Here is a 24,691-nt window from a genome sequence, read left to right on the forward strand (position 1 = left end):
TGCAATGAGCCTCCCCAAAGACGACGCCGCGACGCTCTCGGCGCGCTGGACCGAGGGCGTGCTGCTCAAGCGCGACGTGTTCTCGACCGTCGAGCGCGGGCGCTTCCGTACCGACATCGGCGAAGTCGACGCCGTGCTGCGCCGGCTCGACGAGGTGCCGTGGTGGTCATTCCTGCTGGCGCGCCATCTGTTCGCCCGCGAGAAACACGCCCTGGCGCTGGCCAAAGGCCTCAACGTTGGTCCGGAGCTGCTGTGGGCCGGACGCCGCGCGCTGGTGCGCGGCTTCGTCGACGGCGTCGCTTTGCATCTGGCCAAGCCCCATGGCGACCTCGCCTATTTCCGTTCGGCCAAGGCGGCCCTGCGCCGGCTGCGCCGCGCCGGTATCTGCCACAACGATCTTGCCAAGGAACAGAACTGGCTGGTCGGCCGCGACGGCCTCGCCTATGTCACCGACTTCCAGCTCGCCGCCTGCTTTGCGCGGCGCGGCCGGCTCTATCGCATCCTCGCCTATGAAGACCTCCGGCATCTGCTCAAGCACAAGCGCTCCTACGCACCTGAGGCGCTGACGCCGCGCGAGCGAAAGATCCTTGCGAAGAAGTCATTCGCCGCCAGCCTGTGGCTTGTCACCGGCAAGAAAGTCTATCGCGCGATCACGCGCGGCCTGTTCAACTTCACCGACCGCGAGGGCGGCGGCCGCAGGCTGGTCAATGATGCGCCGGTGCTGACCGAGCTGATCCGCAAGAACCCGGCCGTGCGCGACACCGCCATCGTGGCTTTCGCGGACCGCCGCTCCGGCGTCGGGCTCTATGCCTTTGTCGAAGCCGATCAGGCCACGCTCGAGGGCCAGTTGCGGAACGAGCTTGCGGCCGCCAAGGGGCCGAAACCACCTGAGCACATCCAGGTCGTTCACGCACTGCCGCGCGACGCCGGCGGCAAGCCGCGCACCGAGATCCTGCAACTGGTTGCGATGAACCAGCTCGATTTGATCGAACCGATGATGAAGAACGACCAGGACCGCGCTTTCCTCAAGGACATCCTGGAACAGCGAAAAAACCTGCGCGACCGCTTCAATTTCGAGGCGAACCTGCCAGCGAACTGACGGGCAGTCTCGCCTTGAAGCGTCCACATTGGCGATAGAGAAGCGGTCGGACAAGTCAGGCTCGGCGGGGTCATGGGCACTCGGGGGACGATGATGCATCGCGTGGTTGGCGGCCTGATTGCCGGCCTTCTGCTGCTGGCGGCCGCGCCCGCAATGGCCGAGACCCCGGCCGAGCTGATCTCCGGCTTCCGCCTCAAGCACGGTGAGGTTCGCGTCGTCCGCGATTCCACCCTCGACCGCATCGCCATGGACCAGGCCCGCGCGATGGCGGCGAAGGACGACCTCAGTCACGACGCGCTCGGCCCCTTCAATCGCCGTGTCGCGCCCGCCGGCGCCGGCCGCGCCGCCGAGAACATCGCCTACGGCTACGACAATTTCGAGAAGACGCTGGGACAGTGGATCGACTCGTCCGGGCACCGCAAGAACCTGTTGCTGCACAACGCCTCCCGCGTCGGCATCGCCAGCGCCAGGAATGCCAGCGGCAAGCGCACCTATTGGGCCATGGTGATCGCGGGCGATTACGAGCCGAAGGGCAAGGGCAAGAAGAAGGACAAGGAGCCCCTCGTCGCCGTGAAGCGCGAGGTTGCCGTGAAACGCGAGGCCGCACCTGCGAGCAAGCCCAAGCCCAGCAGCTGTCACATCAAGCTGCTCAGCCTCTGTATCTGAGGCAAGCCAACGTCAGCCGCGTCGTGCCGCCTCGATCGCAGCGACGTCGATTTTCCTCATCCCCATCATCGCATCGAAGGCACGCTTGGCTTCAGCGCCGCCGGCCGCCAGCGCCTCGGTCAGCACGCGCGGGGTGATCTGCCAGGAGACGTCCCATCTGTCCTTGCACCAGCCGCACGCACTCTCCTGTCCGCCATTGCCGACGATGGCGTTCCAATAGCGGTCCGTCTCCTCCTGGTCATCGGTTGCGATCTGGAACGAGAAAGATTCGTTGTGCGTGAAAATCGGACCACCGTTGAGGCCGAGACAGGCAACGCCGGCGACGGTGAATTCGACGGTGAGCACATCCCCCGCCTTTCCGGACGGGTAATCGCTGGGCGCGCGGTGGACGGCGCTCACGGCGCTGTCGGGAAACGTCTCGGCATAGAAGCGGGCAGCCGCCTCGGCATCCCTGTCGTACCAGAGGCAAATCGTGTTCTTCGCCATCGTGCGTCCTTTCAATTCCCCACCGAATTTTGCTTTCAATCAGCATAGGCATCGGGATCCGGATGCTCCAGTTTGCCCGATCTTGCTCGTTGCGTCATTGTGTCTAGCTGAGGGAACCCGATGGCAGAGGCTTCTGACTTGATCGACATCGCCCGAATTCGCGCCGACACACCCGCCGCCTCCCGGCTCGCATATCTCCACAACGCAGGCGCTGGCCTGATGCCGGCGCCGGTCATAGCGGCGATGAAGGGGCACATCGATCTGGAGACCGAGATTGGGGGCTACGCTGCCGCCGATCGCGAGGCCGACCGGCTCAACGCGGTCTACGGCTCGGTGGCGCGTCTCTTGAATGCCGCGCCCGATGAGATCGCGCTGGTGGAGAATGCGACGGTCGCCTGGCAGATGGCGTTCTATTCGCTTCCGTTTCGCAAGGGCGACCGAATCCTGACCGCCGAAGCGGAATACGCCGCCAACTATGTCGCCTTTCTCCAGGTCGCCAAACGAACCGGCGCGGTCATCGACGTGGTGCCCAGCGATGCGAGCGGCGAGCTCGACGTAAACGCGCTCGAACGGATGATCGATGAGCGCGTAAAGCTCATCGCGATCACCTGGGTCCCGACCAATGGCGGGCTGGTCAATCCGGCGGCAGCTGTCGGCAAGATCGCGCGGGCGCACGGCATTCCCTATCTGCTCGACGCCTGCCAGGCGGTCGGCCAGATGACGGTGGACGTCGAGGCCATCGGCTGCGACATGCTGTCGGCCACGGGGCGAAAGTTCCTGCGCGGCCCGCGCGGCACCGGCTTCCTTTACGTCCGCCAGGCGCTGCTGCAACGACTAGAGCCGCCGATGATCGATCACTTCGCGGCGCCCTGGGTCTCGCGCGATGAATATCGGCTTCGCGACGATGCACGCCGCTTCGAGACCTGGGAGAACAATTACGCGGCCCGGCTGGGCCTCGGGGCCGCCGTCGATTACGTCCTCGAGATCGGCATCGCTCCGATCGAACAACGCTGCCGCATGCTTGCCGGCCGTCTTCGCGGCGGCCTTGCCGCCCTTCCCGGCATCACCATTCGCGACCTCGGACGCGCGCCGGGTGCCATCGTCAGCTTCACGCTGGACGGGCACGAGGCGGACGCCGTTGTCGCCAGCGCCGCTACGGCAGGCATCACCATCGGCGCTTCAGATCCGTCGAGCACGCGTATCGATGCCGAACTTCGCGCCTTGCCGCATGTCGTGCGGGCATCGCCGCATTACTACAACACGGAAGCCGAGATCGATCGGCTGATCGCTCACCTGGCGGATCTGGCGGCACGGTAGCGCGGCCGGGCCGACCTTGAAATCGATCCAGCCTCGCGCCGTCTGGGCTTCAAGCTCTTGTCGTCAGCGCCGAGAGCTGGTCGGTATCGAAGCGGGCGCGTAGCTCGCTGATGGCCTTCGCATCCGGGGGACCACTTGCCGTCAGCTTCGCCAGCTCCTCGAAGTAATGCTCGTGTCCCGGCGGGGATACGGTCATGAGCACGCGCGCGGGCTTCTCGCTCGCGTTGGTGATGTTGTGGGGAACACCGGGAGGAATGAAGAGGAAGGTCCCTGGGGTTGCCCGGACAATCTCATCCCCGACGAACCATTCACACTCGCCGTCGAGCATGTAGAAGGTCTCTTCCTGAACACGATGAACGTGCCGGCCGGTGGCGAATCCTGCCGGAATTGTCCAGTCGAACATGCTCGTATGCCCAGTGTCCTCGCCCGTCACCAGGAAGGCCATTGGTTGGCCGCGCAGCGTGACCCCCTCGGTCTCGCCGGGCCTGCGGATGACGTGTTTCGCGGTCATGTACACCTCCATCGCTTGTTGCAGCGTTCCTCACGGCTCGCGCGATGGTGGTCCAGTCCAGCCGGAAAGTCGCAAAGCCGTTCGGAAAACGTTGCAAAAAACCTGCGAAATGTGGCCTTCTTCGATGATGGCCACGATCCTTGAATTTGGTCCCTTTCGCCTCGATGGCGATGCGGGGATCCTGTTCCACGGTGCTGAGCCGACCGCTCTCGGCCAGCGCGCAGTATTGCTCCTGGCGCTCCTCGTCCGGCAGGCTGGTGTGCCGGTTTCAAAGGATGCCTTGATCGAGGCGGCCTGGCCCGCCCAGGCCGTCGAGGACAGCAACCTGACCGTCCAGATCGCGGCGGTGCGGCGCACGCTGGCGGACATCTCCGGCGAGGCGCGTTGGATCGAAACGCTGCCGCGCCGCGGCTATCGCTATGTCGGCGCGACCGTGACGAAGTCCGATCCGGGTCCCGCACGAGCAACACCGCAAGCGCCATTGCTGTCATTGCCCGACAGGCCGTCGATCGCAGTGTTGCCTTTCACGAACTTGAGCGGCGATGCGGCGCAGGACTATTTTGCCGACGGGATGGTCGACGACATCATCACCGGCCTCTCGCGCATCAACTGGCTGTTCGTGATCGCGCGGAATTCTACATTCGCCTACAAGGGCCGCGCGGTGGACGTGAAGCAGGTCGGCCGCGAACTTGGCGTACGCTACGTGCTGGAAGGCAGTGTCCGCAAGACCGGCACGCTGGTCCGCATCACCGGCCAGTTGATCGATGCGTCGACTGGCATGCACGTCTGGGCCGAGCGATTTGACCGCCGGTCCGAAGACGTCTTCGCCCTCCAGGACGACATCGCATCGTTGACCGTCGGTGCGATCGCGCCCAGCCTGCGGCGCGCCGAGATCAATAGGGTCAGGCGCAAGCGGCCGGACAGCCTGGATGCCTATGATCTCGTCCTGCGCGCCCAGCCGGACGTCGATTCCGGCATGCCGGCCCAGGTCACCCAGGCGCTCGTGCTGCTCGAACGTGCGATCGCGCTCGAGCCTGCGTACGCGCTTGCGCACGGCAATGCAGCGATGTGCCATCACTGCCTGTTTCTTCGAGCCGGTTTGCAGGAGGCCAATCGCGAGGCCTCGATCCGCCACGCGCGCTCGGCCATCGCTCACGGCCAGGATGATGCGCTTGCTCTCACGCTCGCGGGCTTTTCGATCGGTATGGACGGGCACGATCGCTCCGCAGCGTTCATCGCGTTCGAGGCCGCGCTCGCCATCAGCCCATCATCGGCGCTGACCTACATCCTCGGCAGCGTCATGCTCGGCTGGGGCGGAGATGCCGACCGCGCTATCGAATGGAGCGAACAAGGCCTGCGGCTCAGTCCGTTCGATTCCTGGGCTTTCGCCGCGTTCGACGCCCAGGCTCTTGGGCACTTCCATCGCGGCCGATATGAGGAAGCGTGTCGCGCCGCTTACCGCTCGGTTCAGGCCAATCCTCGCCACAGCATCACCCATGTGCAATTGGCCGCGGCGCTGGCAAAGCTTGGACGATTGCAGGAGGCGAAGGCGGCGGCCACGCGGGTGCTGGAGCTGCACCCGACGTTCCGCTATGGCCGTCAATTTCAGGGCGTCAACTGCGCGCCAGCGCTCGCTTCCTCTCTCGGCGATGCCCTCCGCATCGCAGGCCTTCCGGAGTAGCGCCCAGCCGGCTTGGCGTCTCAACGTGCCCTACGTGCAGCGCGCGCTCAGTCCGGATGCACTGAGCTTCGCCATCACCTCGTCGAGATGGGCGCTGTCGCGGGTCTCGATGACGAGTTGCAGGAGCGTGGCCTTGGCCGGCAGGTCGGAGAAGGTCCGCTGGTGCGAAACCTCGATGATGTTGGCGCCGGCTTCGGCCAGGAGGGCCGCGACGGCGGCCAATTGCCCGGGTCTGTCAGGAATGTCGAGCGAGAGCTGGGTCAACCGCCCCTCGCGCGCCAGCTCGCGGGTGAGGACGGATGCGATCAGTCGCGTATCGATATTGCCGCCGCTCAGGACGAGGCCGACCTTCTGGCCGGCAAAGCGGGTCGGATCGGACATCAGCGCGGCAAGGCCGGCGGCGCCGGCGCCCTCGACGACCGTCTTCTCGATCGAGATCAGGGTCGCAACGGCGCGCTCGAGCTCGGCTTCGTTGACGAGCGCGATGTCGTCGACGAGGCGGCGGACGATTTCGGTGGTGATCTTGCCGGGCGATTTCACCGCGATGCCCTCGGCCAGCGTGTCGCCCCGCGCCGGCAGATTGCCGGCATGGATGGCGTTGTACATCGAGGGATAGAGCCAGGCCTCCACGCCGAGGATTCGCAGCGACGGCTTGATCGATTTCGCCGCGATGCCGATGCCGCTGATCAGGCCGCCGCCGCCGATCGGCACGACCAGCGTGTCGAGCTCCGGCACGGCCCTCATCATCTCCAGCCCGACCGTGCCCTGCCCCGCGATCACCAGCGGATCGTCGTAGGGGTGGACGAAGATCATGCCTCTGGCTTCGCCGTGGCTGCGCGCGAACGCGGCCGCCTCCTCCAGCGTCGCGCCCGTGACGACCACCTCCGCGCCGTGATGCCTGGTGTTCTCGACCTTCACCATGGGCGTGCCGACCGGCATGACGATGGTGGCGGGAATGCCGAGCCGTTTGGCGTGATAGGCCACGCCCTGCGCGTGGTTGCCAGCCGACATCGCGATCACGCCCCGCGCGCGCTCCTCCGGCGTCAGCGCGGTGAGGCGGTTGAGCGCACCTCGCTCCTTGAACGAGGAGGTGAACTGGAGGTTCTCGAATTTGAGCCAGATCTCGCAGCCGCAGATGCTGCTCAGCGTGCGGCTGTAGCTGCAGGGCGTCTCGACGACGGCGCCCCTGATCGTCTCGGCGGCAGCTTGAATGTCGTCAGGAGCGACCGGAAAGCCGCTGAGGTAGGACGATGTGGTTTGGGACAACTCAGCCATGGGACAGCATAGAGCATCCGGCGGCTCGAGGCGATAAGCCAGCCGCTATTTGGTAAATTCCCGGGAACGTGAAGCCCGCCACAATGTCCAGAGCGTACGCAGCCGCGACGTCGGCTGCGGCGCAAACGGATTGCGGCCGGGCTGCGACAGGCGCTTGAGATCGGCGCTGACCTGGCTCAGCGGCAGAAACGCCGGACGCGCCTGCACCGGCACGTCCGCCAGCAGCGACAAGGCCGTGGTCAAATGCTGCTGCGCCTCGCCTGCAAGCTGCTCCAGTACGGCGCGGAGGCTCGCCGTCTCCTTGCCAGCGAACACGTCCTCCATCTGGCAGCCATGGCTCGCCAGCACCTGTTGCGGCAGGAATAGCTGCCGGCGCGACGCATCGCGCGGCAGGTTCGCGATGATTTGCACGATGCCCTGCGCCAATCCCGCATGACGGGCGAGATGTTCGACCGCCCCGGACGGCGGCCCCAGGACCTGCGCCGCCAGACCAAATAAGGCCGACGAGGTCGCGGCCAGATAGCCCTCCAGCGCCGCCATGGTCGGCATCGGATCGTTGTAGAGGTCGAACTGGTGCTCGTCGATGAGCAGCGACAGCGGCTCGACCGGCAAGTCGAACTCGCGGATCGCACGCAGCAGCTCCGCCGCCACGGGATTGCCCTCGGCACTGCCGTGCACCAGGCCGGAAAACAGATCGGTCCACCATTGAAAGCGGATTTCGCCGGGCAAGGGCTGGCTCACCTGGTCGCGGACGCGGACGATCTCGACATTGAAGGCATAGAGCGCCAGCAGCGCGCGGCGCTCGGCGGCGGGCGCGAACAGCGTTGCGGCATAGCGCGGAAAGTCATGGCTGCGCACGAGATCGGCGCAGAAAGTGACCGAATCGGGCGGCGGCGCGGCGCTGCTCATGTGCTGTTCATGGCACCGCGATCAGCGCAGCGGCAACCCGCCGCCGTTCGCCGATCATGATGTTGTAGGTGCGCACGGCGGGACCGGTCTGCATCGTGTCCAGCACCACCCTCACCGCCTTGAGCGCCTGCCGCAGCGCCGGCGGCGGCAGCCAGACCCCGGTTCCGGTGCCGATCAGCAGGGTGTCGATGCTGTTGGCGGCCGTGAAGACCCGGTCCAGCGAATAGCGGTCGATCCTCGCGGGATCCGTCACGTCCCAGGCCCAGATCGCGTCGGGCAGGCACAGCAGCGAGCCCCGATGCGACATGCCGGCGAAGGCGAAGCCGCCCTTGCCATAGGCCTCGATCGGCGCCGAGCGCGGGAAATGCGGTGCGTTGGGATCGCCGGCCATGAGCTTCGTCCGAATGGGCTTACTGCCCTCGCAAACGCCTGCGAGGGCATGCGGTTCGGATCATGCCTTGCTTTTCTTCGCCGGCGTAGCCGTATCGGGCGCATCCTCGCGATGCTCGCCAACACCGAGATAGATCAGGATCGGCGCCGCGATGAAGATCGAGGTATAGGTGCCGACCAGCACCACGCCGAACATCATCACCGCGGTGAAGCTGTGGATGGCGTGACCGCCGAACAGGAGCAGCGCCAGCAGCGCCAACGTCACCGTGAAGTGGGTGATGATCGAGCGCGACAGCGTCGAGTTGATGGACTCGTTGAGCAGCTGCGGCATCGGCATCTTCTTGTAGCGACGCAGCATTTCGCGGATGCGGTCGTAGATGACGACGGTGTCGTTGAGCGAATAGCCCAGAATGGTCAAGAGCGCGGCGATGCTGGTCAGGTCGAAATCGACCTGGCTGATCGACATGAAGCCGATCGTGAGCACGATGTCGTGCACGTTGGCGATCATGGCGCCAAGCGCGAACTGCCATTCGAACCGGAACCAGAGATAGATCAGGATCGAGATGATCGCGAGCATCAGGCCGAGCATGCCGTAGGCGAGCAGCTCGCCGGCGACGCGCGGGCCAAGCACCTCGGTACGCTGAATGTCGACGCTGTCGCCGAGCGCGCCACGAAGCTTTTGCAGCGCAGCCTGCTGGGCGGCGTCGCCGCCCGGCTGTTCCGCAACGCGGATCAGGACGTTCTCAGGGCCGCCGAACTCCTGCAACTGGACTTCGCCCAGTCCCAGCGCGTCGAGCTTGGTGCGCATCGCCGCGATGTCAGCGGTGCCGGACTTTGCCTTGACCTCGAGCAGCGTGCCGCCCTTGAAGTCGATGCCCAGATTTAGCCCATGGGTGAAGAACAGCGTAATCGCTACGATCGACAGCACCGCCGAAATCGGGAAGCTGATCCGGCGGAAACGCGTGAAGTCGAAATGCGTGTTGTCCGGGACGATCCGCAACGACGGCAACAGGCCGAGGGCTGCGACCACAGTGAGAATGGCGATGAGGACGCCGAGCCCGATGAGAACGGTGTGAGTCACGATCAGGCTCCTAGATCGGCACGCTCTGCGGCCGCTTCCACCGCACCCACCAGGCCACGATCAGCCGGGTCATGGTGAAGGCGGTGAACACCGTGGTGATGATGCCGATACCGAGCGTCACGGCGAAGCCGCGCACCGGGCCGGTGCCGATGTAGAACAGCACCGCGGCGGCAATGAAGGTGGTGATGTTGGAATCGAGGATGGTCGCGAGCGCCCGCTTGAAGCCGGCGTCGATCGCCGAGATCGCGTTGCGGCCGCCGCGCAGCTCCTCACGGATGCGCTCGTAGATCAGCACGTTGGAGTCCACGGCGATACCGACGGTGAGCACGATGCCGGCGATGCCGGGCAGCGTCAGCGTTGCGTTGAGCAGCGACAACAGGCCGAAGATCATGGCGACGTTGATGGCCACGGCGATGTTGGCGAACACCCCGAACAGCCGGTAGGTCAGCAGCATGAAGATGATGACGAGGATCGAGCCGACATAGGCCGCGAGCTCGCCCTTCTCGATCGAGTCCTGGCCGAGGCCCGGACCGACGGTGCGCTCCTCGACCACCGTCAGCGGCGCCGGCAGCGCGCCGGCGCGCAGCAGGATCGCCAGATCGTTGGCCGACTGCACGGTGAAGCTGCCGGAGATCTGGCCCTGGCCGCCGGTGATGGGCTCGCGGATCACGGGCGCCGAGATCACCTTGTTGTCCAGAACGATCGCGAACGGCAGCCCAACGTTCTCCTGCGTGGCCTGCGAGAACTTGCGCGCACCCGAGGTGTTGAACTTGAAGCTGACGACCGGCTCGCCCGTGCGCTGGTCGAAGCTCGCCTGAGCGTCGGTCAAATCGCCACCGGCGACCAGCACCTGCTTCTTGACCACATAGGGCGTGGGCGGCGGCGAGGCGCTCATCAGCAGTTCGGATTCCGGCGGCAATCTGCCCGCTTGCGCCTGATCCGGCGGCACGGAGGTATCGACCATCCGGAATTCCATCTTCGCGGTCCTGCCCAGCAGTTCCTTCAGGCGGGTCGGGTCCTGAAGGCCGGGGACCTGCACCAGGATGCGGTCATTGCCCTGGCGCTGGATCACGGGCTCGACGGTGCCGAGCTCGTTGACGCGGCGTTCGACGATCTGGATCGACTGCTCGATGGTCTTGCGCAGGCGATCGAGGATCGCAGCCTGCGGGACGCTCAGGCGGATCACCCCGCCGCCGGCATCGGTCACCTCGAGGTCGCGCTGACCGCTGGATCCCATCAGGCCGCCCAGCGGCTGAGACAGTTCGCGCAGCTTGGCGAGCGCAGCCTGAGCGTCAGTTTCCTTGGTGATGCGAACCTCGACCGCGTCGTTGCGCACGGTGACGCCGCCGGTGAAACCGATCTTGGCATCGCGCAGCGTGCGGCGAACGTCGTCGCGGATCTGGTCGAGCCGTTCCTTCTTCACGTAGTTGGAATCGACCTCGAGCAGCAGGTAGGAGCCGCCCTGGAGGTCGAGGCCGAGCACGAGCCGGCGCTGCGCCCAGGCCGGCCAGGTCTTGACCTGCGACTCGGGGAAGAAGTTCGGGACCGCGCAGAGGCACACGATCAGCGCCGTCAGGATGATCCCGAGCGCCTTCCACCGCGTGAAATACAACATCGACTGGACCTGTCAGATCAGGAGACTTGAGATGCTCGCGGACGCGCTCACTTCGAGGCGGCGTCGTCCTTGGCGGCTTCCTTGCTTTCCTTGGATTCCTTCGCCGGCTCGCCCTTGGCGCGCACGCCCGAGATCATCTGGCGCATCTGCCGCACGCGTACGCCGTCGGAAATCTCGAATTCGATCTGGTCGTCGTCGACGACCTTGGTGACCTTGCCGACAAGGCCGCCCGAGGTCACCACGGTGTCGCCGCGGCGGATATTCTTCACGAGGTCGGCGTGGTCACGGACCTTCTTCTGCTGCGGACGCAGAATCAGGAAGTACATGATCACGAAGATCAGGGCGAACGGCAGCAGCGACATCAACATGCTGTTGGTGTCGCCGGCGCCCGCGGCCTGGGCATACGCAGGGGTAATCAGCATTCGGACGATCCTCGTGAGAACGGGGGAAAGCCGGTCAGGCCCTCAAAGGCGACCGGTTCGGTCAAATTCGCGCGGACTATAGCGGCCATTGCCCCAATTGCAACGCTGCCAGACTGCCCTTTTGACCCACCTTGCGGCGCGCCGTCAGGCCCGATAAGGCTGCGTTCTCAGGAACTTCGGACATGCCCAAAAACCTTAGCAAAAGCCCGGCCGGCAAAGGCCCCCGCACCCCTGCCCGCAAGCCCGCCCCCGTCGCGGCAAAACGCCCCAAGGGGGCCGTCAAGGCAGCCCTCGAGGCGGCCCCAGACCTCTCCCAGGAGCGCATGGTCCGCGCGCTGGAGACCATTGCGGCGCACCTGTCCGCCCAGGGCAAGCCGGCCCTCGAACGCGAGTCGTTCAAGCAGGCCGATGCCTATGTCTGGCACCCCGACGGCCGCCTCGCGGCGGTACCGCGGGTCAGCCGCGTCGAGCTGTTCCTGCTCAAGGGCGTCGACCGGATGCGCGATATCCTGATGGAGAACACCGAGCGCTTCGCCAACGGCCTGCCCGCCAATAACGCGCTGCTCTGGGGCGCACGCGGCATGGGCAAGTCGTCGCTGGTCAAGGCGGCGCATGCCAGCATCAACGCTGAGCGCAAGCCGGCGGACAGGCTGAAGCTGATCGAGATCCATCGCGAAGACATCGAGACGCTGCCGATGCTGATGGAGAAGCTCCGGGACGCCAGCTTCCACTTCATCGTGTTCATCGACGACCTCTCCTTCGACGGCAACGACGCGTCCTACAAATCGCTGAAGGCCGTGCTCGAAGGCGGTATCGAGGGCCGGCCCGAGAACGTCATCCTCTACGCCACCTCCAACCGCCGCCATCTGCTGGCGCGCGACATGATCGAGAACGAGCGCTCGACCGCGATCAATCCCGGCGAAGCGGTCGAAGAGAAGGTCTCGCTGTCGGATCGCTTCGGCCTGTGGCTCGGCTTCCACCGCTGCAGCCAGGACGAATACCTCGCCATGGTGCGCGGCTATTGCAGCCATTTCGGCATCGAGGTCGACGATGAGGCGCTGGAGCGCGAGGCGCTGGAATGGTCGACCACCCGCGGCTCCCGCTCGGGCCGCGTCGCCTGGCAGTTCGTGCAGGAGCTGGCGGGCCGGCTGGGCGTGAAGCTGACGGCGAAGTAAGGCTGGCTTTCACCCCACTCACAACTGTCATTCCCTGTCTTGTGCGCAATTGCGCACTGGAGCGGGGAATCCAGTACGCCGCAGCCTATCGGCTCAACCACAACTATCTCTGGAATACTGGATCGCCCGCTTTCGCGGGCGATGACACCGTTCGTGTGGTGAGGGGCTGGCGGCGCCTCACGCCCCGTTCAGGAACTGAAGCGGGTCAACCGGGCTCGATCCCTTGCGGATCTCGAAGTGGAGCTGCGGCGACGCCACCTCCCCGGATTGACCCGACTTGGCAATGACCTGACCGCGCTTGATGGTATCGCCGCGCTTCACCATCAGCTCACTCGCATGGGCATATGCGGTGACGTAGCCGTTGGAGTGCCGAACCAGGACCAGATTGCCGTAACCCTTCAGCTCGTTGCCGGAATAGGCGACGACGCCGTCTTCCGCCGCCTTCACCGGCGTTCCCTCGGGCACCGCGAGATTGATGCCGTCGTTGGACTTGCCATTGGTCTTGGCGCCGTAGCTCGTGACCACCTTGCCGCGCACCGGCCAGCGGAAAGTCGGCAGCGCGCTGGTGGTCTCCGCAGCTTTCGCCGGGGTCTCGGCGGGCTTCTCTTCGACGTTGGTCGTGGCCTGGGCCAGGCGAGCGCTCTGCACCGGCGCGGCGACAGCCGCCACCTTGGTGGCGGGCGCGGGAGCGGCAGCAACCGGCTGGAGCGTGCCGACAACCGGAGCAGCCCCGACAGGAGCCGCCGCAATCGGCGCCGCGAGGGCAGCGGTCTTGGCACCGGGCACGGTCAACCTGGTGCCGAGCTTGAGCTTGGCCGACGGATCGAGGCCGTTGGCACGGGCGAGCTCGGCCGACGTGATATGGTTCTTGCGGGCGATGCTGGCGAGCGTGTCGCCGTGGTTGACGAAGTGGGTGCTCGGCGGCGCCGCAATGGCCGCAACCGGCTTGGCTGCAGGCGCCATCGCGGGAGCCGCAGCGACGGGAGCCAACGCGGGCGCGGGTGCAGCGGCCGTGGCCGGATGCGGGATGATCAGCTGCTGGCCGGGCGAGAGCGAACGCGGCCCCTTGTAGCCGTTGGCGGCAAGGATCGCCTGCGGCGTGACACGATAACGCTTGGCGAGCACGTCGAGCGTGTCGCTGGTGCCGACGATGATCTTGGTGCCTCCGGCCGGCTGAGCCGCGGCAACGGAACGCGGCGGCACGGTGGCCGTGGTCTCAAGATGCGGCTGCGTCGGGGGCGCGTAGGAGCTGACGCCGCGCCCGCCTCCGGACACGCCACCACCACCCGTGACGGGATAGGATTGCGGTGGGGACACCGCCGGCGGCGGCAAGGGCTGAGACTGATAATAGCCGGGCTGCGTCTGCGGCCGCGAATATTGCGGCAGCTCGCGCTGCTGCGGCGGCGGGGCCTGCTGCACCGAACCGGTCTGGTCAGAGGAGAAGGGGTTGGAGAAGTTCGACTGGGACAGCCGCGACGACATGTCGGCGCTGCATCCTGCGAAACTGAAGGAGATCAGCGCCAGCACCGCGACCTGCGGTACGCGGCGCGAGTAAAGCAACTCGGCGACGACGGACATGGTTACTCACTCGTACGCAACAGAACTGGTGTTTTAAGTAAACACGCGCCGAGTAAATAACGGCTTAACCCTCCCAATAAGATGTTGGCGGCGCAGCCGATCCGGAAATCTACAGCTCCCGCGCCACCCCGGGCAGTGCCGGCACGAAGCGGACCTCGACGAGTTCCTTGCGCTCGATCCCGGCTTCGGTGCGGGTCAGGCGGATCAGCGTCTGCACGCCCTGATGCGGGCCGACCGGCGCGATCAGGATGCCGCCGACCTCGAGCCGCTCGACCAAATTGTCCGGAAGCTGCTCGACCGCGGCGGTGACGATGATGCGGTCGAACGGGCCTATATTGGGCGGCAGATTGAGACCGTCGCCGAGCATCACCTCGACATTGTGACAGTCGAGCTTTTCGAGCCTGGCGCGTGCCGTATCGGCAAGCTTGCGGTAGCGCTCGACTGTCAGGACCTGGCCGGCGAGCCGCGACAGCACGGCAGCCTGATAGCCGGAACCTGCCCCGATCTCGAGCACGCGATGCCGCTTCTGGAGCTGGAGCTGCTCGGTCATGTAGGCCACGACGAAGGGCTGGCTGATGGTCTGCCCGCAGGCGATCGGCAGCGCGCTGTCACGATAGGCGCCGTCGCGATCGGCCTCGTCGACGAAAAGCTCGCGCGGCACCTCCTCCATGGTTCGCAGCACCGCCTGATCGCTGATGCCCCGACGCCTCAGCGTGAGCTGAAACATCATCTTTTCCGGCGGATGCTGATGGGAGGTCATTGCCTGCTTGTGCTGCCTTGCCGGGGCCAGTGGACGTTAAACCCGGGCGCAAGAATCGTGTTCCTGCTCAGGAACCCATGATAACCTTCGCCTGGAGCATTTGACCACAAATTGGCTTGCCACGGGCGAGCCGCGATGACCATTTTCAGGTATCCGTTCGTCGAAACGCGCATTGCGTCAATTCGTGTTATCTGCGAACGTTTTTGGCAATGGGCAAGGGACTCAACTATGACCGCGACAGGGCTTTCCGGCCGCTCTGTATTTCTCGTCGAGGACGAGGTGATGATCAGGATGATGGTCGCGGACATGCTCGAAGAGCTCGGCTACAAGGTCGCAGCTGAGGCTGGCGACATCACCGAGGCCATGCGGCTCGCCCAGGCGACCGAGTTCGACATCGCCATTCTCGACGTCAACGTCAACGGCAAGGTGATCTCGCCAGTCGCCGATGTGATCAAGGCGAAAGGCTGCCCGTTCATCTTCGCCACCGGTTACGGCTCCTCCGGCCTGCCCGAGCAGTACCGCGACCGGCCGGCGCTTCAAAAGCCGTTCCAGCTCGACGCACTCGGCAAGACCATCGAAGCCGCACTTCGCGGCGGCTAGCCGCTATTTCAGCGTCGCGCTGAGCTCTTCCGAAAACGCTTCGTTGGTACGGTCGAGCCTGAGCGGCGTGACCGAGACGTAGCGCTCGCGAAGCGCCGCCAGATCGGTGCCGTCCGCCGGCGTGTCCATCATCGCGGCGCGCTCGAAGCCGATCCAGAAATAGGGATTGCCGCGGCCGTCCTGGCGCTCGTCGATCCTGAGGAAACCGAGATTGCGCTTGCCCTGGCGCGTGACGCGGATGCCCAGCACATCCTCGGGCGCGCAGGACGGGAAGTTGACGTTGATGACGGTGTCCTTCGGAATGCCCGCGGCAATCACCTTGCGCAGGATGTCGGGCCCGAACTTGCGGGCGGTGTCCCACGGCGGGCGCTCGCGGGTCTCGACGCTGAACTCCTGCGACAGCGCGAATGAGGGCAAGCCCAGGATGGTGCCTTCCAGCGCGCCGGCGATGGTGCCGGAATAGACCACATCCTCGGCGACGTTGCGGCCCTTGTTGACCCCGGACAGCACGACGTCGGGCAGCTTGGCCCCGAGGATATGGCGCGCGCCCATGATGACGCAGTCGGTCGGCGTGCCGCGCACGGCAAAGTGCCGCGGACCGACTTCGCGCAGGCGCAAGGGATCGTTCAGCGACAGCGAATGCGACACGCCGGACTGGTCGAGCTCGGGCGCCACCACCCAGACGTCGTCGGACAATGCGCGCGCGATCTCCTCCACGACCTTGAGGCCGGGGGCGTGGATGCCGTCGTCATTGGTACAGAGAATGCGCATGCGAAGGGTCGATTCCAAAAAAACGGGGTCTGAGCGGTCTTATCCGGCTCCGGCCGATCAGGCAAACCGGCTGATCGGAGGTTCCCGGCCACGTCCTACCGGCGGATGCGCCATTGCGGAAGGAAGCGCGCCAGCCGCCCCTCCGCACGCAGACTCATCGCGGGTACCGCCGGACTGACGATCGGCGCCTCGATCACGCCGAGCGCCTCCAATTGCGCAACGAACGCATCCGGCTCCGGCGTCTGCGGAAAGCGTTCGCGCGCCACCGTCAGCGCGTTGTCGAAGTCGGCAGCATTCACACCGGGCTTGGCCCGCCGGCTCTGCACGAGATCCTCGTCCCAGAGCCGCGCGATCTCGATGTCGAGCACGCCCCGCAGGCGCTGATCGACGGCCTGGATGCCCGCCCCCGTCACCGCCCATTGTCGGCCGACCCAGAAGATGTCGCGGTGCAAGGCCATGAACGGTGGGTTCGCGTTGCGGGGCCGGCAGGATAGCCGGCCGCCAGATCTTCGCAACCGATCGTTTCCAGCATTTCAGACGGGCAACGCGATTCTCGTCTTGACGCGTTTTCTTGACGCGAACCGGTCCCCACTTCGCCCGAAAACGCTTTAGTCGCGCCCGATCACCTTCACGCCGCCCATATAGGGCTGCAGCACGTCGGGGACTGCGATCGAGCCGTCCTCCTGCTGATAGGTCTCCATCACGGCGATCAGCGCGCGGCCGAGCGCGGTGCCCGAGCCGTTCAGCGTGTGGACGAAACGCGGCTTGCCGTCGGGACCGCGCGAGCGCGCATCCATGCGCCGGGCTTGGAAGTCGCCGCAGACCGAGCAGCTCGAGATCTCGCGGAATGCCCCGCCCTCGCCCTGCCCCGGCATCCAGACCTCGATGTCATAGGTTTTTTGCGACGAGAAACCCATATCTCCTGCGCAAAGCGTCATCACGCGATAATGCAGGCCGAGCCGCTGCAGCACCTGCTCGGCGCAGGACAGCATCCGCTCCAGCTCGTCCTTGCTCACCTCCGGCGTCGTGATCGAGACCAGCTCGACCTTGGTGAACTGGTGCTGGCGGATCATGCCGCGCGTGTCACGCCCGGCAGCGCCCGCCTCGGCGCGGAAGCACGGCGTCAGCGCAGTGAGCCGCATCGGCAGTTGCTTCTCGTCAAGAATGGATTCGCGCGCGAGGTTGGTGAGCGAGACTTCCGCGGTCGGAATCAGGCCGAGGCGCTCAGTCCGCAGACGCTCCTGGTCGGGCGAGGCAAGCAGCTCGCCCTTGATCGCCCAGAACTGATCGTCCTCGAACTTCGGCAATTGGCCGGTGCCGAACATGATCTCGTTGCGCACCAGCAGCGGCGGATTGATCTCGGTATAGCCGTGCTCGTCGACGTGCAGATTCAGCATGAATTGTCCGAGCGCGCGCTCGAGCCGCGCCAGCGCCTTCTTCAGCACGACGAACCGCGCGCCGGAGAGTTTTGCCGCCGCCTCGAAATCCATGTAGCCCAGCGCCGTGCCAAGGTCGTCATGCAGCTTCGGCGCAAAGCTGTAGTTGCGCTTGTTGCCGAACACGTGGTGCTGGACGTTGCCGTGCTCGTCGACACCATCGGGCACTTCGTCGAACGGAATGTTCGGAATCGCGGACAGCTCTTTGGTCAGCTCCTCATCGGCGGCTTTGGCGGCGGCCTCGAGCTGCGGCATCGTGGTCTTGAGCTCGGCGACTTCGGCCATCAGCTTGGCCGCGCGCGCCTCGTCCTTGGCCTTCTTGGCATCGCCGATCTCCTTGGACGCCGCGTTGCGCCGCGCCTGCGCCTGCTCGGACGCCAGGATCGCCGCGCGCCGCGTCTCGTCGATCGCGAGCAGCGAGGCCGACAACGGCTTCAGGCCGCGCCGGGCGAGGCCGGCGTCGAAGGCTTGCGGATTGTCGCGGATCGATTTGATGTCGTGCATGGCTGTGGTCCTGGATCGGCGCGTAAACAGACAACGGCAAACGTTGTACGTCAGCGCGTCCCCTAGCACAGCTGCCATCATCCGCGAAGGCGGATGATCCAGTATTCCAGAGACGGTGGTGATTCTCCGAGGGGCCGCGGCGTACTGGATTCCCCGCACCAGTGCGCAATTGCGCACAAGGCGGGGAATGACACCGGAGCGTGGGGCGGCGCCCTACTCCGCCGGATTGGCCGGCGTCGACACGTCGGTGCCGGTGGCGGCCTGCGCCGCGGCGGCGGCCTTCTTCTCCACCATCGCCACCGCGATGATCGAGCCCTCATAGAGCGCCATCAGCGGAATCGCCAGCGAGCACTGGCTGATCACGTCGGGCGGCGTCAGCACCGCCGCGATGACGAAGGCGATGACGATGAAATAGCGCCGCTTCTCGCGCAGCATCTTCGAGGTGATGATGCCGATGCGGCCAAGCAGCGTCAGGATCACCGGAAGCTGGAAGGCAATGCCGAAGGCAAAGATCAGCGACATCATCAGCGACAGATATTCGCCGACCTTCGGCAACAGCTCGATCTTTGCGGTCTCGTCGCTGCCGAGTTGCTGCATGCCAAGCGAGAAGCGCGCCAGCATCGGGAACACAACGAAATAGACCAGCGCCGCACCCAGCACGAAAAAGAACGGCGTCGCGACCAGATACGGCAGGAAGGCCTGCTTCTCGTGCTTGTAGAGCCCGGGCGCCACGAACATGTAGACCTGCCCCGCCACGATCGGGAACGAGATGAAGGCCGCGCCAAACATCGCCAGCTTCAGCTGGGTCAGGAAATATTCAAGGAACGCAGTGTAAATGAGCTTGGCGTTTGCGGGATCGCCGACGGCCAGGACGTAAGGCCATACCAACACGTTGAATATCTGCTTGGCGAAGAAGAAGCAGAAGATGAACGCAATGCCAAAGCCGAGCAGCGCCTTGATCAGCCGCGAGCGCAGCTCGATCAGATGGTCCATCAGCGGGGCTTTGCTGGCCTCGATATCGGCGTCGGTCATGACGCTTTGGCGTCCTTGATCGCTTCGGATGGCGCGGTGTCCTGCGCAACCGGTGCCTGCTCGACCTCACGGGTGATCGCGAGCGGCTCGTTGGCGGCCGCATGCGCCTCGGCTTCAATGAAGGTCGCAGGCGTCGGCGCTTCCGGGGTGGTTGGTGTTACCGGCGGTTCGACCGCCGTTGTGGTCGACGTCTCTGCCGGCTTGTCCAGCGCATCGACACGGAGCGCGTCGCTGACGTCCTTCTGCAGCGAGGTCAGCGGATTGAAGCTGGTCGCGGCTTCCTTGACCTCGTCGAAGCTCTTCTTGAGGTCGGCCATTTCGGCCTCGCGCATCGCTTCCTGGAACTGGCCCTGGAATTCGGCGGCCATCTTGCGGGCCTTGCCCATCCACTGGCCGACCATGCGCAGCACGCCCGGCAGCTCCTTCGGGCCGATGGCGATCAGGGCCACGACCCCGATCAGGACCAGTTCACTCCACCCGATGTCGAACATGAGGTCTTCCGTTCACGCGAAGCCGCAGCCGGCCCAATCCCTTGCGCGCAGGATCGGGCCGCACCCCGCGTCTCGCGTGCTTCTTCCGGCTCAGACGGCCTTGCTGCCGACGTCGGACCGCGCCGCGGTCGGCGCACCATTGTGCTCGATGGACTTGGCCGGCTCGGGCTTCTCGGCGGGCTTGTCGTCGTCCTGCATGCCCTTCTTGAACGCCTTGATGCCCTGCGCCACGTCGCCCATCAGATCCGAAATCTTGCCGCGGCCGAACAGCAGCAGGACCACTGCGATCACCAGGATCCAGTGCCAAATGCTGAGTGAACCCATCCTGCAACCCTCCAAACGCGCATGGCCGGGGACCCGGCCGATCTTCACCGAAACCTAGGCTTGGCAGGTCTCAAAAACAAGGACCTAGGCAGCGCCAATTCGCTGTTGGCACTACGTAATCTTGCTAGTGTTAACCGGTCGCAGGGCACCGGTAAAACGCAAAGGCCTCACTCTTCGGTGCCGCCTTCACCGCCCCCCTCATTGCCGCCCTGCGGCGCCTCTTCCGGGGTCTCGGGCTCGACCGCAGGCGCCAGCGCCAGATCGAGGTCCTCGCCCGGTTCCAAGGGATCCTCGTCTTCGCGGAGCTGCGGGTCGTCCGACGGCGTCGGCACGCTGAATCCGGTCGGCAGGCGCGAATCCAGCAGGCCCGTGCCCTTCAGCTCCTCGAGGCCCGGCAGATCTCCGAGCTGTTCCAGGGTGAACTGCGACAGGAAGTCCTCGGTGGTTCCGAAGGTCAGCGGACGGCCGGGCGTCTTGCGGCGGCCGCGCGGCTTGATCCAGCCGGTCTCCAGCAGCACGTCGAGCGTGCCCTTCGAGGTGACCACGCCGCGAATCTCCTCGATCTCGGCGCGCGTCACCGGCTGGTGATAGGCGATGATCGCCAGCACCTCGATCGCCGCACGCGACAGGCGGCGGGTCTCGGTGCTCTCCCGCGTCATCAGCCAGGCGAGATCGCCCGCCGTGCGGAAGGACCATTTGTTGGCGATGCGAACGAGATTCACCCCGCGCAAGGAATAGTCGGCCTGCAATTGCTCGAGCGCGGCCTTGACGTCGACGCCCTCGGGCATGCGCTTGGCCAGCGTCGCGGTATCCAGCGGTTCACTCGAAGCGAACAGCAGCGCTTCCAGCAGCCGCAATTCCTCGGGACGTGCCTGAGATTCGTTCTCCATCGGCTCGGCCTCTTCTATCCGCACTTCAGCCAGGCTTGCCATGGCAGATTCTCCTTCTTGCACTTAACCGACCGGCGCATCAGGCGCAGGAGCTGCGTCCGGCACCGGTTTGGGGCGCCCCTTCCGGAAATAGATGGGCGCAAACGCCTCTTTCTGGTTCAGCTCGAGCTGACCTTCGCGAACCAGTTCCAGCGCGGCGGCGAAGCTCGAGGCGAACACCGTCGCGCGCTGCGTCGGATCGGCGACGTGCCGGACCAGGAAGTCGTCGAGCACGCCCCAATCGTCCTGCTCGCTGATGCTGCCGACCAGCCGCTCCAGCGTGGCGCGCGCCTCGGCGAGCGACCAGACCGTGCGCTTGGCCAGATGCACGCTCGCCAGCACACGCGACTGGCGCTGCGAGGCGTAGGCGGTGAGCAAATCGTACAGCGTCGCCGTGTATTTCGGGTGCTTGATCTCGGCGATCTGCTCGGGCTCGCCGCGAGGGAAGATGTCGCGCAGCAATTGCTGCCTGTTCATCAGCCGGTTGGCGGCTTCGCGGATGGCCTCCAGCCGGCGCAGTCGATTGGCGAGCGCGGTCGCCATCTGCTCGGCGCTCGGGCCCTCCGCGCTCGGCGGCTCGGGCAGCAAGAGGCGCGACTTCAGGAAGGCGAGCCATGCCGCCATGACGAGGTAGTCGGCGGCAAGCTCGAGCCGGATCTTTCGCGCGGCTTCGATGAAGTGGAGATACTGGTCGGCCAGCGCCAGGATCGAGATCTTGGCGAGGTCGACCTTCTGCTGCCGCGCCAGCGCGAGCAGCAGATCGAGCGGGCCCTCATAGCCCTCGACGTCGACTACCAACGCCGGCTCACCCTCGGCGAGCTCTGCGGGCCGCCCGGTTTCGAAAGATAGAATTTCTGCGGTCATGCGGAAGCCGTGTTTGCCCGTGCGATCAATGCGTCCAGCTCAGTGCGTGCGGCGACGCGGTCGAGCGGTTGCGGCGCCTTGCGCGCGGCAAGCGCGGCGTTCGCCCGCTCCAGCGCCCGGCCCGACAGCTCAGGTGTCTGGCCGGCGACCTCGCGCATCTCCTCGATATTGCCGTTGCAATGCAGGGCCATGTCGCAGCCGGCCGCGAAGATGGCGCGGGTCCGCTCGGCGATATTCCCCGACAGCGCGTTCATCGACACGTCATCACTCATTAACAAACCCTGGAACCCGATTGCGCCGCGAATCACGTCAGCAATCATTGTCGCAGATGTCGTCGCCGGATGGGCGGGGTCGACCGCGCTAAACACAACATGTGCAGTCATGGCCATCGGCAGGTCCGAAAGCGGCTTGAACGCGGCGAAGTCGGTCCGTTCCAGCTCTCCCCTCGGCGTATCGACCGTCGGCAGCTTGAAATGGGTGTCGGCAGTGGCCCGGCCATGGCCGGGAATGTGCTTGAGGACCGGCAACACGCCGCCCTGCTCCAGGCCCTCGGTGACCGCGCGGGCAATCGCTGCGACCTTGCCGGGCTCGGTGCCATAAGCCCTGTTCCCGATGACCGCATCGGCGCCCTCGACCGGCACGTCAGCGAGCGGCAGGCAATCCACGGTGATGCCGAGATCGGCAAGATCGGCTGCGATCAGACGGGCGGACAAGCGCGCCGCGGTGAGCCCGAGTGCCGAATCAGTGTCGTACAAGGTCGAGAAAACGGCGCCCGGCGGATAGACCGGCCAGTGCGGCGGACCCAGGCGCTGCACCCGTCCGCCCTCCTGATCAATCAGGACAGGTGCGTCGGCGGCACTCGCCGCCGTCCGCAATTCCGCAACCAATGCAGCGACTTGAGCTGGGGTTGCGACATTGCGCTTGAAGAGAATGAAGCCCCATGGGCGCTGGTCGCGGATAAACTCCCGCTCGACGGCGGTCAGTTCCGTTCCGGATACACCGGTAATGAAGGCCCGCGTGCTCATAACGGCCGATTAACCCTGACCCGCGAGGGGGTCAAGGAAACGGCCGTTAATTCCTCTGGACGAAGCAGGCGGACAAGCCTGCAGACTTCAGGCTGTTGCAGGCGTGCGTCGCCTCCTCGGCCGAACCATAGGGACCAGCGAAGGCGCGGTAGACGACGCCCTTGCCCTTGTCGGTGAGGTCGACGCGCTTGATCACCGGCGAACGGGAGCCGAGCACGCTGCCATATTTGCTCTGAAGCACGCGGTACGACGCGGCCGCGCTATCCTCGCTCTGCTGCGAGGAGACCTGCACGATGTAGCCACCACCGCCGCTGCTGGCGGGCGCGATTTGCGTCGGGGTGGTCGCAGCCATCCGCTGCGGCGGTTCGGCCGCCGGGACCGATTGCGGCGCCAGCGACATCGGCTGGTTGGCGCTGGCATTGGCCGAAGTCGGCGGATTGCGCGGTGCCGGCGGCACCACGGGCGCGGCAACAGGCTTCGGCGCAGCCGTCGGCTTGGCGGCGGCGGCCGATTGCGGCGTGGCGCTATCGGTCTGATCGCCCTTCACGGCGACAGTCCTGATCGGGCGCGGCGAACTGTTCGACATCGTGCCGTTGCTCGCGCCCGTGCTCGGCGGCGGTACCGCAGACGGCGACACGCTCGCCACCGAGGGCGGGTTCGCGTTCTGGTTCAGCGGCGGGAACACCACGCGAGGACCACCCGCCTTGGCGTTGACGTCGACCGGCGCTTCTTCGCGCGGCACGATCTTCTCGGTGCCATCGCCGCTCACCATGCGATCCGGCACCTTGGCCGAGGAATCCGACGGCGCGGGTACGATCTTGGTCGGAGTGTTGTCGGCCTTGATGATCGGCGGCTCACCGCTGCGGGGCGATCCGACATAGGTCTTGTAGGCGAAGGCGGCGCCGGTGCCGACCACGGCAAGCGCCAGGATCGCAGCGACCGTCATCATGCCGCCGCGCTGCTTCTTGGGCTCTTCGGGCTCCGCCTCCGGATAGTCGCTCTGATACGCGTAGGGATCGTCGGGATAGGCCGGATCGCGCTGATAGTCCTGCTCGCCTGCCTCCAGCCGGCCATAGAGCGCATCGTCGTAACGCGCCGGATCGGGCTGCTGATGCGGCTCCTGATAGGCGTGTTGCTGGTAAGCCTGATCCTGCTGGTAGGCCTGATCCTGGTAGGACTGCGCCGGATAGGCGTGATCCTGATAAGCCTGCGGCTGATGAAGTTCAGGCTCGGGCGCGGCGGGCTGGGCTGAATAGCGGTGCAACGGATGGACCGGGTTCACGGACACGGGATAGTCGGGCTCGGGAGCTGGCGCCGGCTGCGGCTGCACGTTGGCGCGCCGCATCCATGAGGGCGGCCCGGGCTGCGCCGGCGGGGCCTGCTCGGCATAGTCCTGCTGATAATCGTCCTGCCGATCCGCTTGCCGATAGTCGTCGTCCTGATAGCTCTGTGCGGGCGCAGGGACTGCCGGCGGATGTGCGCCGGGCCGCCCCTGAGCTGCGAACGGATCGGTCTGTCCGATCAGGCGGGCGAGCTCGGCCAAGGGATCGCTTTCCGCCTTGCCATGCTGGGCGCCACCGCGACCATAGTCGTCGGAGGGAAACGGTCTGTCCTGATATCGTTCGGCCATCGTGATGATGCGTCCCTTCGGGAAAGCCGCGCGCCCCTCGACCAAGGCACGGCTTTCGACCCACAAGGCTTTCAACCAAGTCTAAGCGATCCGGCTTCTGCCGGTTACCCCCGATATTCC

26 protein-coding genes are annotated in these 24,691 nt (G+C 65.7%); 6 read left to right on the top strand and 20 right to left on the bottom strand.

What is annotated here, in order from left to right; translation table 11 throughout:
* Window positions 1-4 precede the first annotated feature (4 nt).
* Together GGD66_RS04880 and GGD66_RS04885 are read left to right on the top strand one after the other, a co-directional pair.
* On the top strand, window positions 5-1,099 hold the full coding sequence (locus GGD66_RS04880) for a serine/threonine protein kinase (protein WP_183256997.1): 1,095 nt from the start codon (window positions 5-7) through the stop codon (window positions 1,097-1,099).
* A gap of 93 nt (window positions 1,100-1,192) precedes the next feature.
* Window positions 1,193-1,765 carry a CAP domain-containing protein gene (locus tag GGD66_RS04885; RefSeq protein ID WP_183256998.1) on the top strand — a complete coding sequence of 191 codons (573 nt, stop codon included), beginning with the start codon at window positions 1,193-1,195 and terminating at the stop codon, window positions 1,763-1,765.
* Window positions 1,766-1,777: 12 nt separating this feature from the next.
* Here the strand turns inward: GGD66_RS04885 and GGD66_RS04890 are convergent, their stop codons facing one another.
* Window positions 1,778-2,251, bottom strand: a complete 474-nt coding sequence (locus GGD66_RS04890) for a VOC family protein (RefSeq protein WP_183256999.1) — start codon at window positions 2,249-2,251, stop codon at window positions 1,778-1,780.
* A 120-nt stretch (window positions 2,252-2,371) separates the two neighbouring features.
* Between GGD66_RS04890 and GGD66_RS04895 the strand changes: the two genes are divergently transcribed.
* On the top strand, window positions 2,372-3,568 hold the full coding sequence (locus tag GGD66_RS04895; RefSeq protein WP_246788765.1) for an aminotransferase class V-fold PLP-dependent enzyme: 1,197 nt from the start codon (window positions 2,372-2,374) through the stop codon (window positions 3,566-3,568).
* A 49-nt stretch (window positions 3,569-3,617) separates the two neighbouring features.
* On the opposite strand, the gene GGD66_RS04900 is transcribed toward GGD66_RS04895, so the two are convergent.
* The gene (locus GGD66_RS04900; protein ID WP_026201926.1) at window positions 3,618-4,079 is read right to left on the bottom strand and encodes a cupin domain-containing protein; all 462 of its coding nucleotides are present in this window, start codon (window positions 4,077-4,079) and stop codon (window positions 3,618-3,620) included.
* A 127-nt stretch (window positions 4,080-4,206) separates the two neighbouring features.
* Between GGD66_RS04900 and GGD66_RS04905 the strand changes: the two genes are divergently transcribed.
* Window positions 4,207-5,760 (top strand): winged helix-turn-helix domain-containing protein, encoded by a 1,554-nt coding sequence (locus tag GGD66_RS04905; protein ID WP_183257158.1) that lies wholly within the window; start codon window positions 4,207-4,209, stop codon window positions 5,758-5,760.
* A gap of 30 nt (window positions 5,761-5,790) precedes the next feature.
* Here GGD66_RS04905 and GGD66_RS04910 read toward each other — a convergent pair whose 3' ends face one another.
* From GGD66_RS04910 to yajC, 6 genes are read right to left on the bottom strand one after another with little or no spacing between them, the layout of a single operon-like run.
* The gene (locus GGD66_RS04910) at window positions 5,791-7,035 is read right to left on the bottom strand and encodes a threonine ammonia-lyase (protein WP_183257000.1); all 1,245 of its coding nucleotides are present in this window, start codon (window positions 7,033-7,035) and stop codon (window positions 5,791-5,793) included.
* A 45-nt stretch (window positions 7,036-7,080) separates the two neighbouring features.
* Window positions 7,081-7,944: a phytoene/squalene synthase family protein gene (locus GGD66_RS04915; RefSeq protein WP_183257001.1), complete on the bottom strand. Its 864-nt coding sequence runs from the start codon at window positions 7,942-7,944 to the stop codon at window positions 7,081-7,083.
* Between the two features lie 7 nt (window positions 7,945-7,951).
* Window positions 7,952-8,335 carry an Mth938-like domain-containing protein gene (locus GGD66_RS04920; protein ID WP_018317885.1) on the bottom strand — a complete coding sequence of 128 codons (384 nt, stop codon included), beginning with the start codon at window positions 8,333-8,335 and terminating at the stop codon, window positions 7,952-7,954.
* Between the two features lie 60 nt (window positions 8,336-8,395).
* A complete protein-coding gene (gene secF / locus GGD66_RS04925; RefSeq protein ID WP_018317884.1) occupies window positions 8,396-9,415 on the bottom strand; it encodes a protein translocase subunit SecF in 1,020 nt (339 codons plus the stop codon).
* Window positions 9,416-9,425: 10 nt separating this feature from the next.
* Window positions 9,426-11,030, bottom strand: a complete 1,605-nt coding sequence (gene secD, locus GGD66_RS04930) for a protein translocase subunit SecD (protein WP_018317883.1) — start codon at window positions 11,028-11,030, stop codon at window positions 9,426-9,428.
* 47 nt (window positions 11,031-11,077) lie between these two features.
* Window positions 11,078-11,452, bottom strand: coding sequence for a preprotein translocase subunit YajC (gene yajC / locus GGD66_RS04935; protein ID WP_183257002.1), 375 nt, complete (start codon window positions 11,450-11,452; stop codon window positions 11,078-11,080).
* Window positions 11,453-11,634: 182 nt separating this feature from the next.
* Here yajC and GGD66_RS04940 point away from each other — a divergent pair, with 182 nt between their 5' ends.
* Window positions 11,635-12,627 (top strand): ATP-binding protein, encoded by a 993-nt coding sequence (locus GGD66_RS04940; protein ID WP_183234353.1) that lies wholly within the window; start codon window positions 11,635-11,637, stop codon window positions 12,625-12,627.
* Window positions 12,628-12,804: 177 nt separating this feature from the next.
* Here the strand turns inward: GGD66_RS04940 and GGD66_RS04945 are convergent, their stop codons facing one another.
* Window positions 12,805-14,205, bottom strand: coding sequence for a LysM peptidoglycan-binding domain-containing M23 family metallopeptidase (locus GGD66_RS04945; RefSeq protein ID WP_183257003.1), 1,401 nt, complete (start codon window positions 14,203-14,205; stop codon window positions 12,805-12,807).
* Between the two features lie 109 nt (window positions 14,206-14,314).
* The gene (locus tag GGD66_RS04950; RefSeq protein ID WP_183257004.1) at window positions 14,315-14,965 is read right to left on the bottom strand and encodes a protein-L-isoaspartate(D-aspartate) O-methyltransferase; all 651 of its coding nucleotides are present in this window, start codon (window positions 14,963-14,965) and stop codon (window positions 14,315-14,317) included.
* A 228-nt stretch (window positions 14,966-15,193) separates the two neighbouring features.
* Here GGD66_RS04950 and GGD66_RS04955 point away from each other — a divergent pair, with 228 nt between their 5' ends.
* On the top strand, window positions 15,194-15,565 hold the full coding sequence (locus tag GGD66_RS04955) for a response regulator (RefSeq protein ID WP_008547195.1): 372 nt from the start codon (window positions 15,194-15,196) through the stop codon (window positions 15,563-15,565).
* Between the two features lie 3 nt (window positions 15,566-15,568).
* Here the strand turns inward: GGD66_RS04955 and surE are convergent, their stop codons facing one another.
* The 10 genes from surE to GGD66_RS05005 form a co-directional block, all read right to left on the bottom strand.
* Window positions 15,569-16,336: a 5'/3'-nucleotidase SurE gene (gene surE / locus GGD66_RS04960; protein WP_018317879.1), complete on the bottom strand. Its 768-nt coding sequence runs from the start codon at window positions 16,334-16,336 to the stop codon at window positions 15,569-15,571.
* Window positions 16,337-16,431: 95 nt separating this feature from the next.
* Entirely contained in the window at window positions 16,432-16,794 is a 363-nt protein-coding gene (locus GGD66_RS04965; RefSeq protein ID WP_092257836.1) for a hypothetical protein, read from the bottom strand.
* Between the two features lie 150 nt (window positions 16,795-16,944).
* On the bottom strand, window positions 16,945-18,276 hold the full coding sequence (gene serS / locus GGD66_RS04970; protein ID WP_179736574.1) for a serine--tRNA ligase: 1,332 nt from the start codon (window positions 18,274-18,276) through the stop codon (window positions 16,945-16,947).
* A 213-nt stretch (window positions 18,277-18,489) separates the two neighbouring features.
* Window positions 18,490-19,308 carry a twin-arginine translocase subunit TatC gene (tatC, locus tag GGD66_RS04975; protein WP_018317876.1) on the bottom strand — a complete coding sequence of 273 codons (819 nt, stop codon included), beginning with the start codon at window positions 19,306-19,308 and terminating at the stop codon, window positions 18,490-18,492.
* Window positions 19,305-19,799, bottom strand: coding sequence for a Sec-independent protein translocase protein TatB (gene tatB / locus GGD66_RS04980; protein ID WP_018317875.1), 495 nt, complete (start codon window positions 19,797-19,799; stop codon window positions 19,305-19,307). The genes tatC and tatB overlap by 4 nt, the downstream gene beginning before the upstream one ends.
* 90 nt (window positions 19,800-19,889) lie before the next feature.
* Entirely contained in the window at window positions 19,890-20,123 is a 234-nt protein-coding gene (locus tag GGD66_RS04985) for a twin-arginine translocase TatA/TatE family subunit (protein ID WP_018317874.1), read from the bottom strand.
* Window positions 20,124-20,290: 167 nt separating this feature from the next.
* The gene (gene scpB, locus GGD66_RS04990; protein ID WP_177237162.1) at window positions 20,291-21,055 is read right to left on the bottom strand and encodes an SMC-Scp complex subunit ScpB; all 765 of its coding nucleotides are present in this window, start codon (window positions 21,053-21,055) and stop codon (window positions 20,291-20,293) included.
* 21 nt (window positions 21,056-21,076) lie between these two features.
* Window positions 21,077-21,916, bottom strand: coding sequence for a ScpA family protein (locus GGD66_RS04995; RefSeq protein WP_018317872.1), 840 nt, complete (start codon window positions 21,914-21,916; stop codon window positions 21,077-21,079).
* Window positions 21,913-22,941, bottom strand: a complete 1,029-nt coding sequence (gene nagZ / locus GGD66_RS05000; protein ID WP_183257005.1) for a beta-N-acetylhexosaminidase — start codon at window positions 22,939-22,941, stop codon at window positions 21,913-21,915. The genes GGD66_RS04995 and nagZ overlap by 4 nt, the downstream gene beginning before the upstream one ends.
* Window positions 22,942-22,987: 46 nt before the next feature.
* Window positions 22,988-24,571, bottom strand: coding sequence for an SPOR domain-containing protein (locus GGD66_RS05005; RefSeq protein WP_183257006.1), 1,584 nt, complete (start codon window positions 24,569-24,571; stop codon window positions 22,988-22,990).
* Window positions 24,572-24,691 lie beyond the last annotated feature (120 nt).

It is taken from the genome of Bradyrhizobium sp. CIR48, from assembly GCF_014198315.1.
In the GTDB taxonomy this organism is placed as follows: domain Bacteria; phylum Pseudomonadota; class Alphaproteobacteria; order Rhizobiales; family Xanthobacteraceae; genus Bradyrhizobium.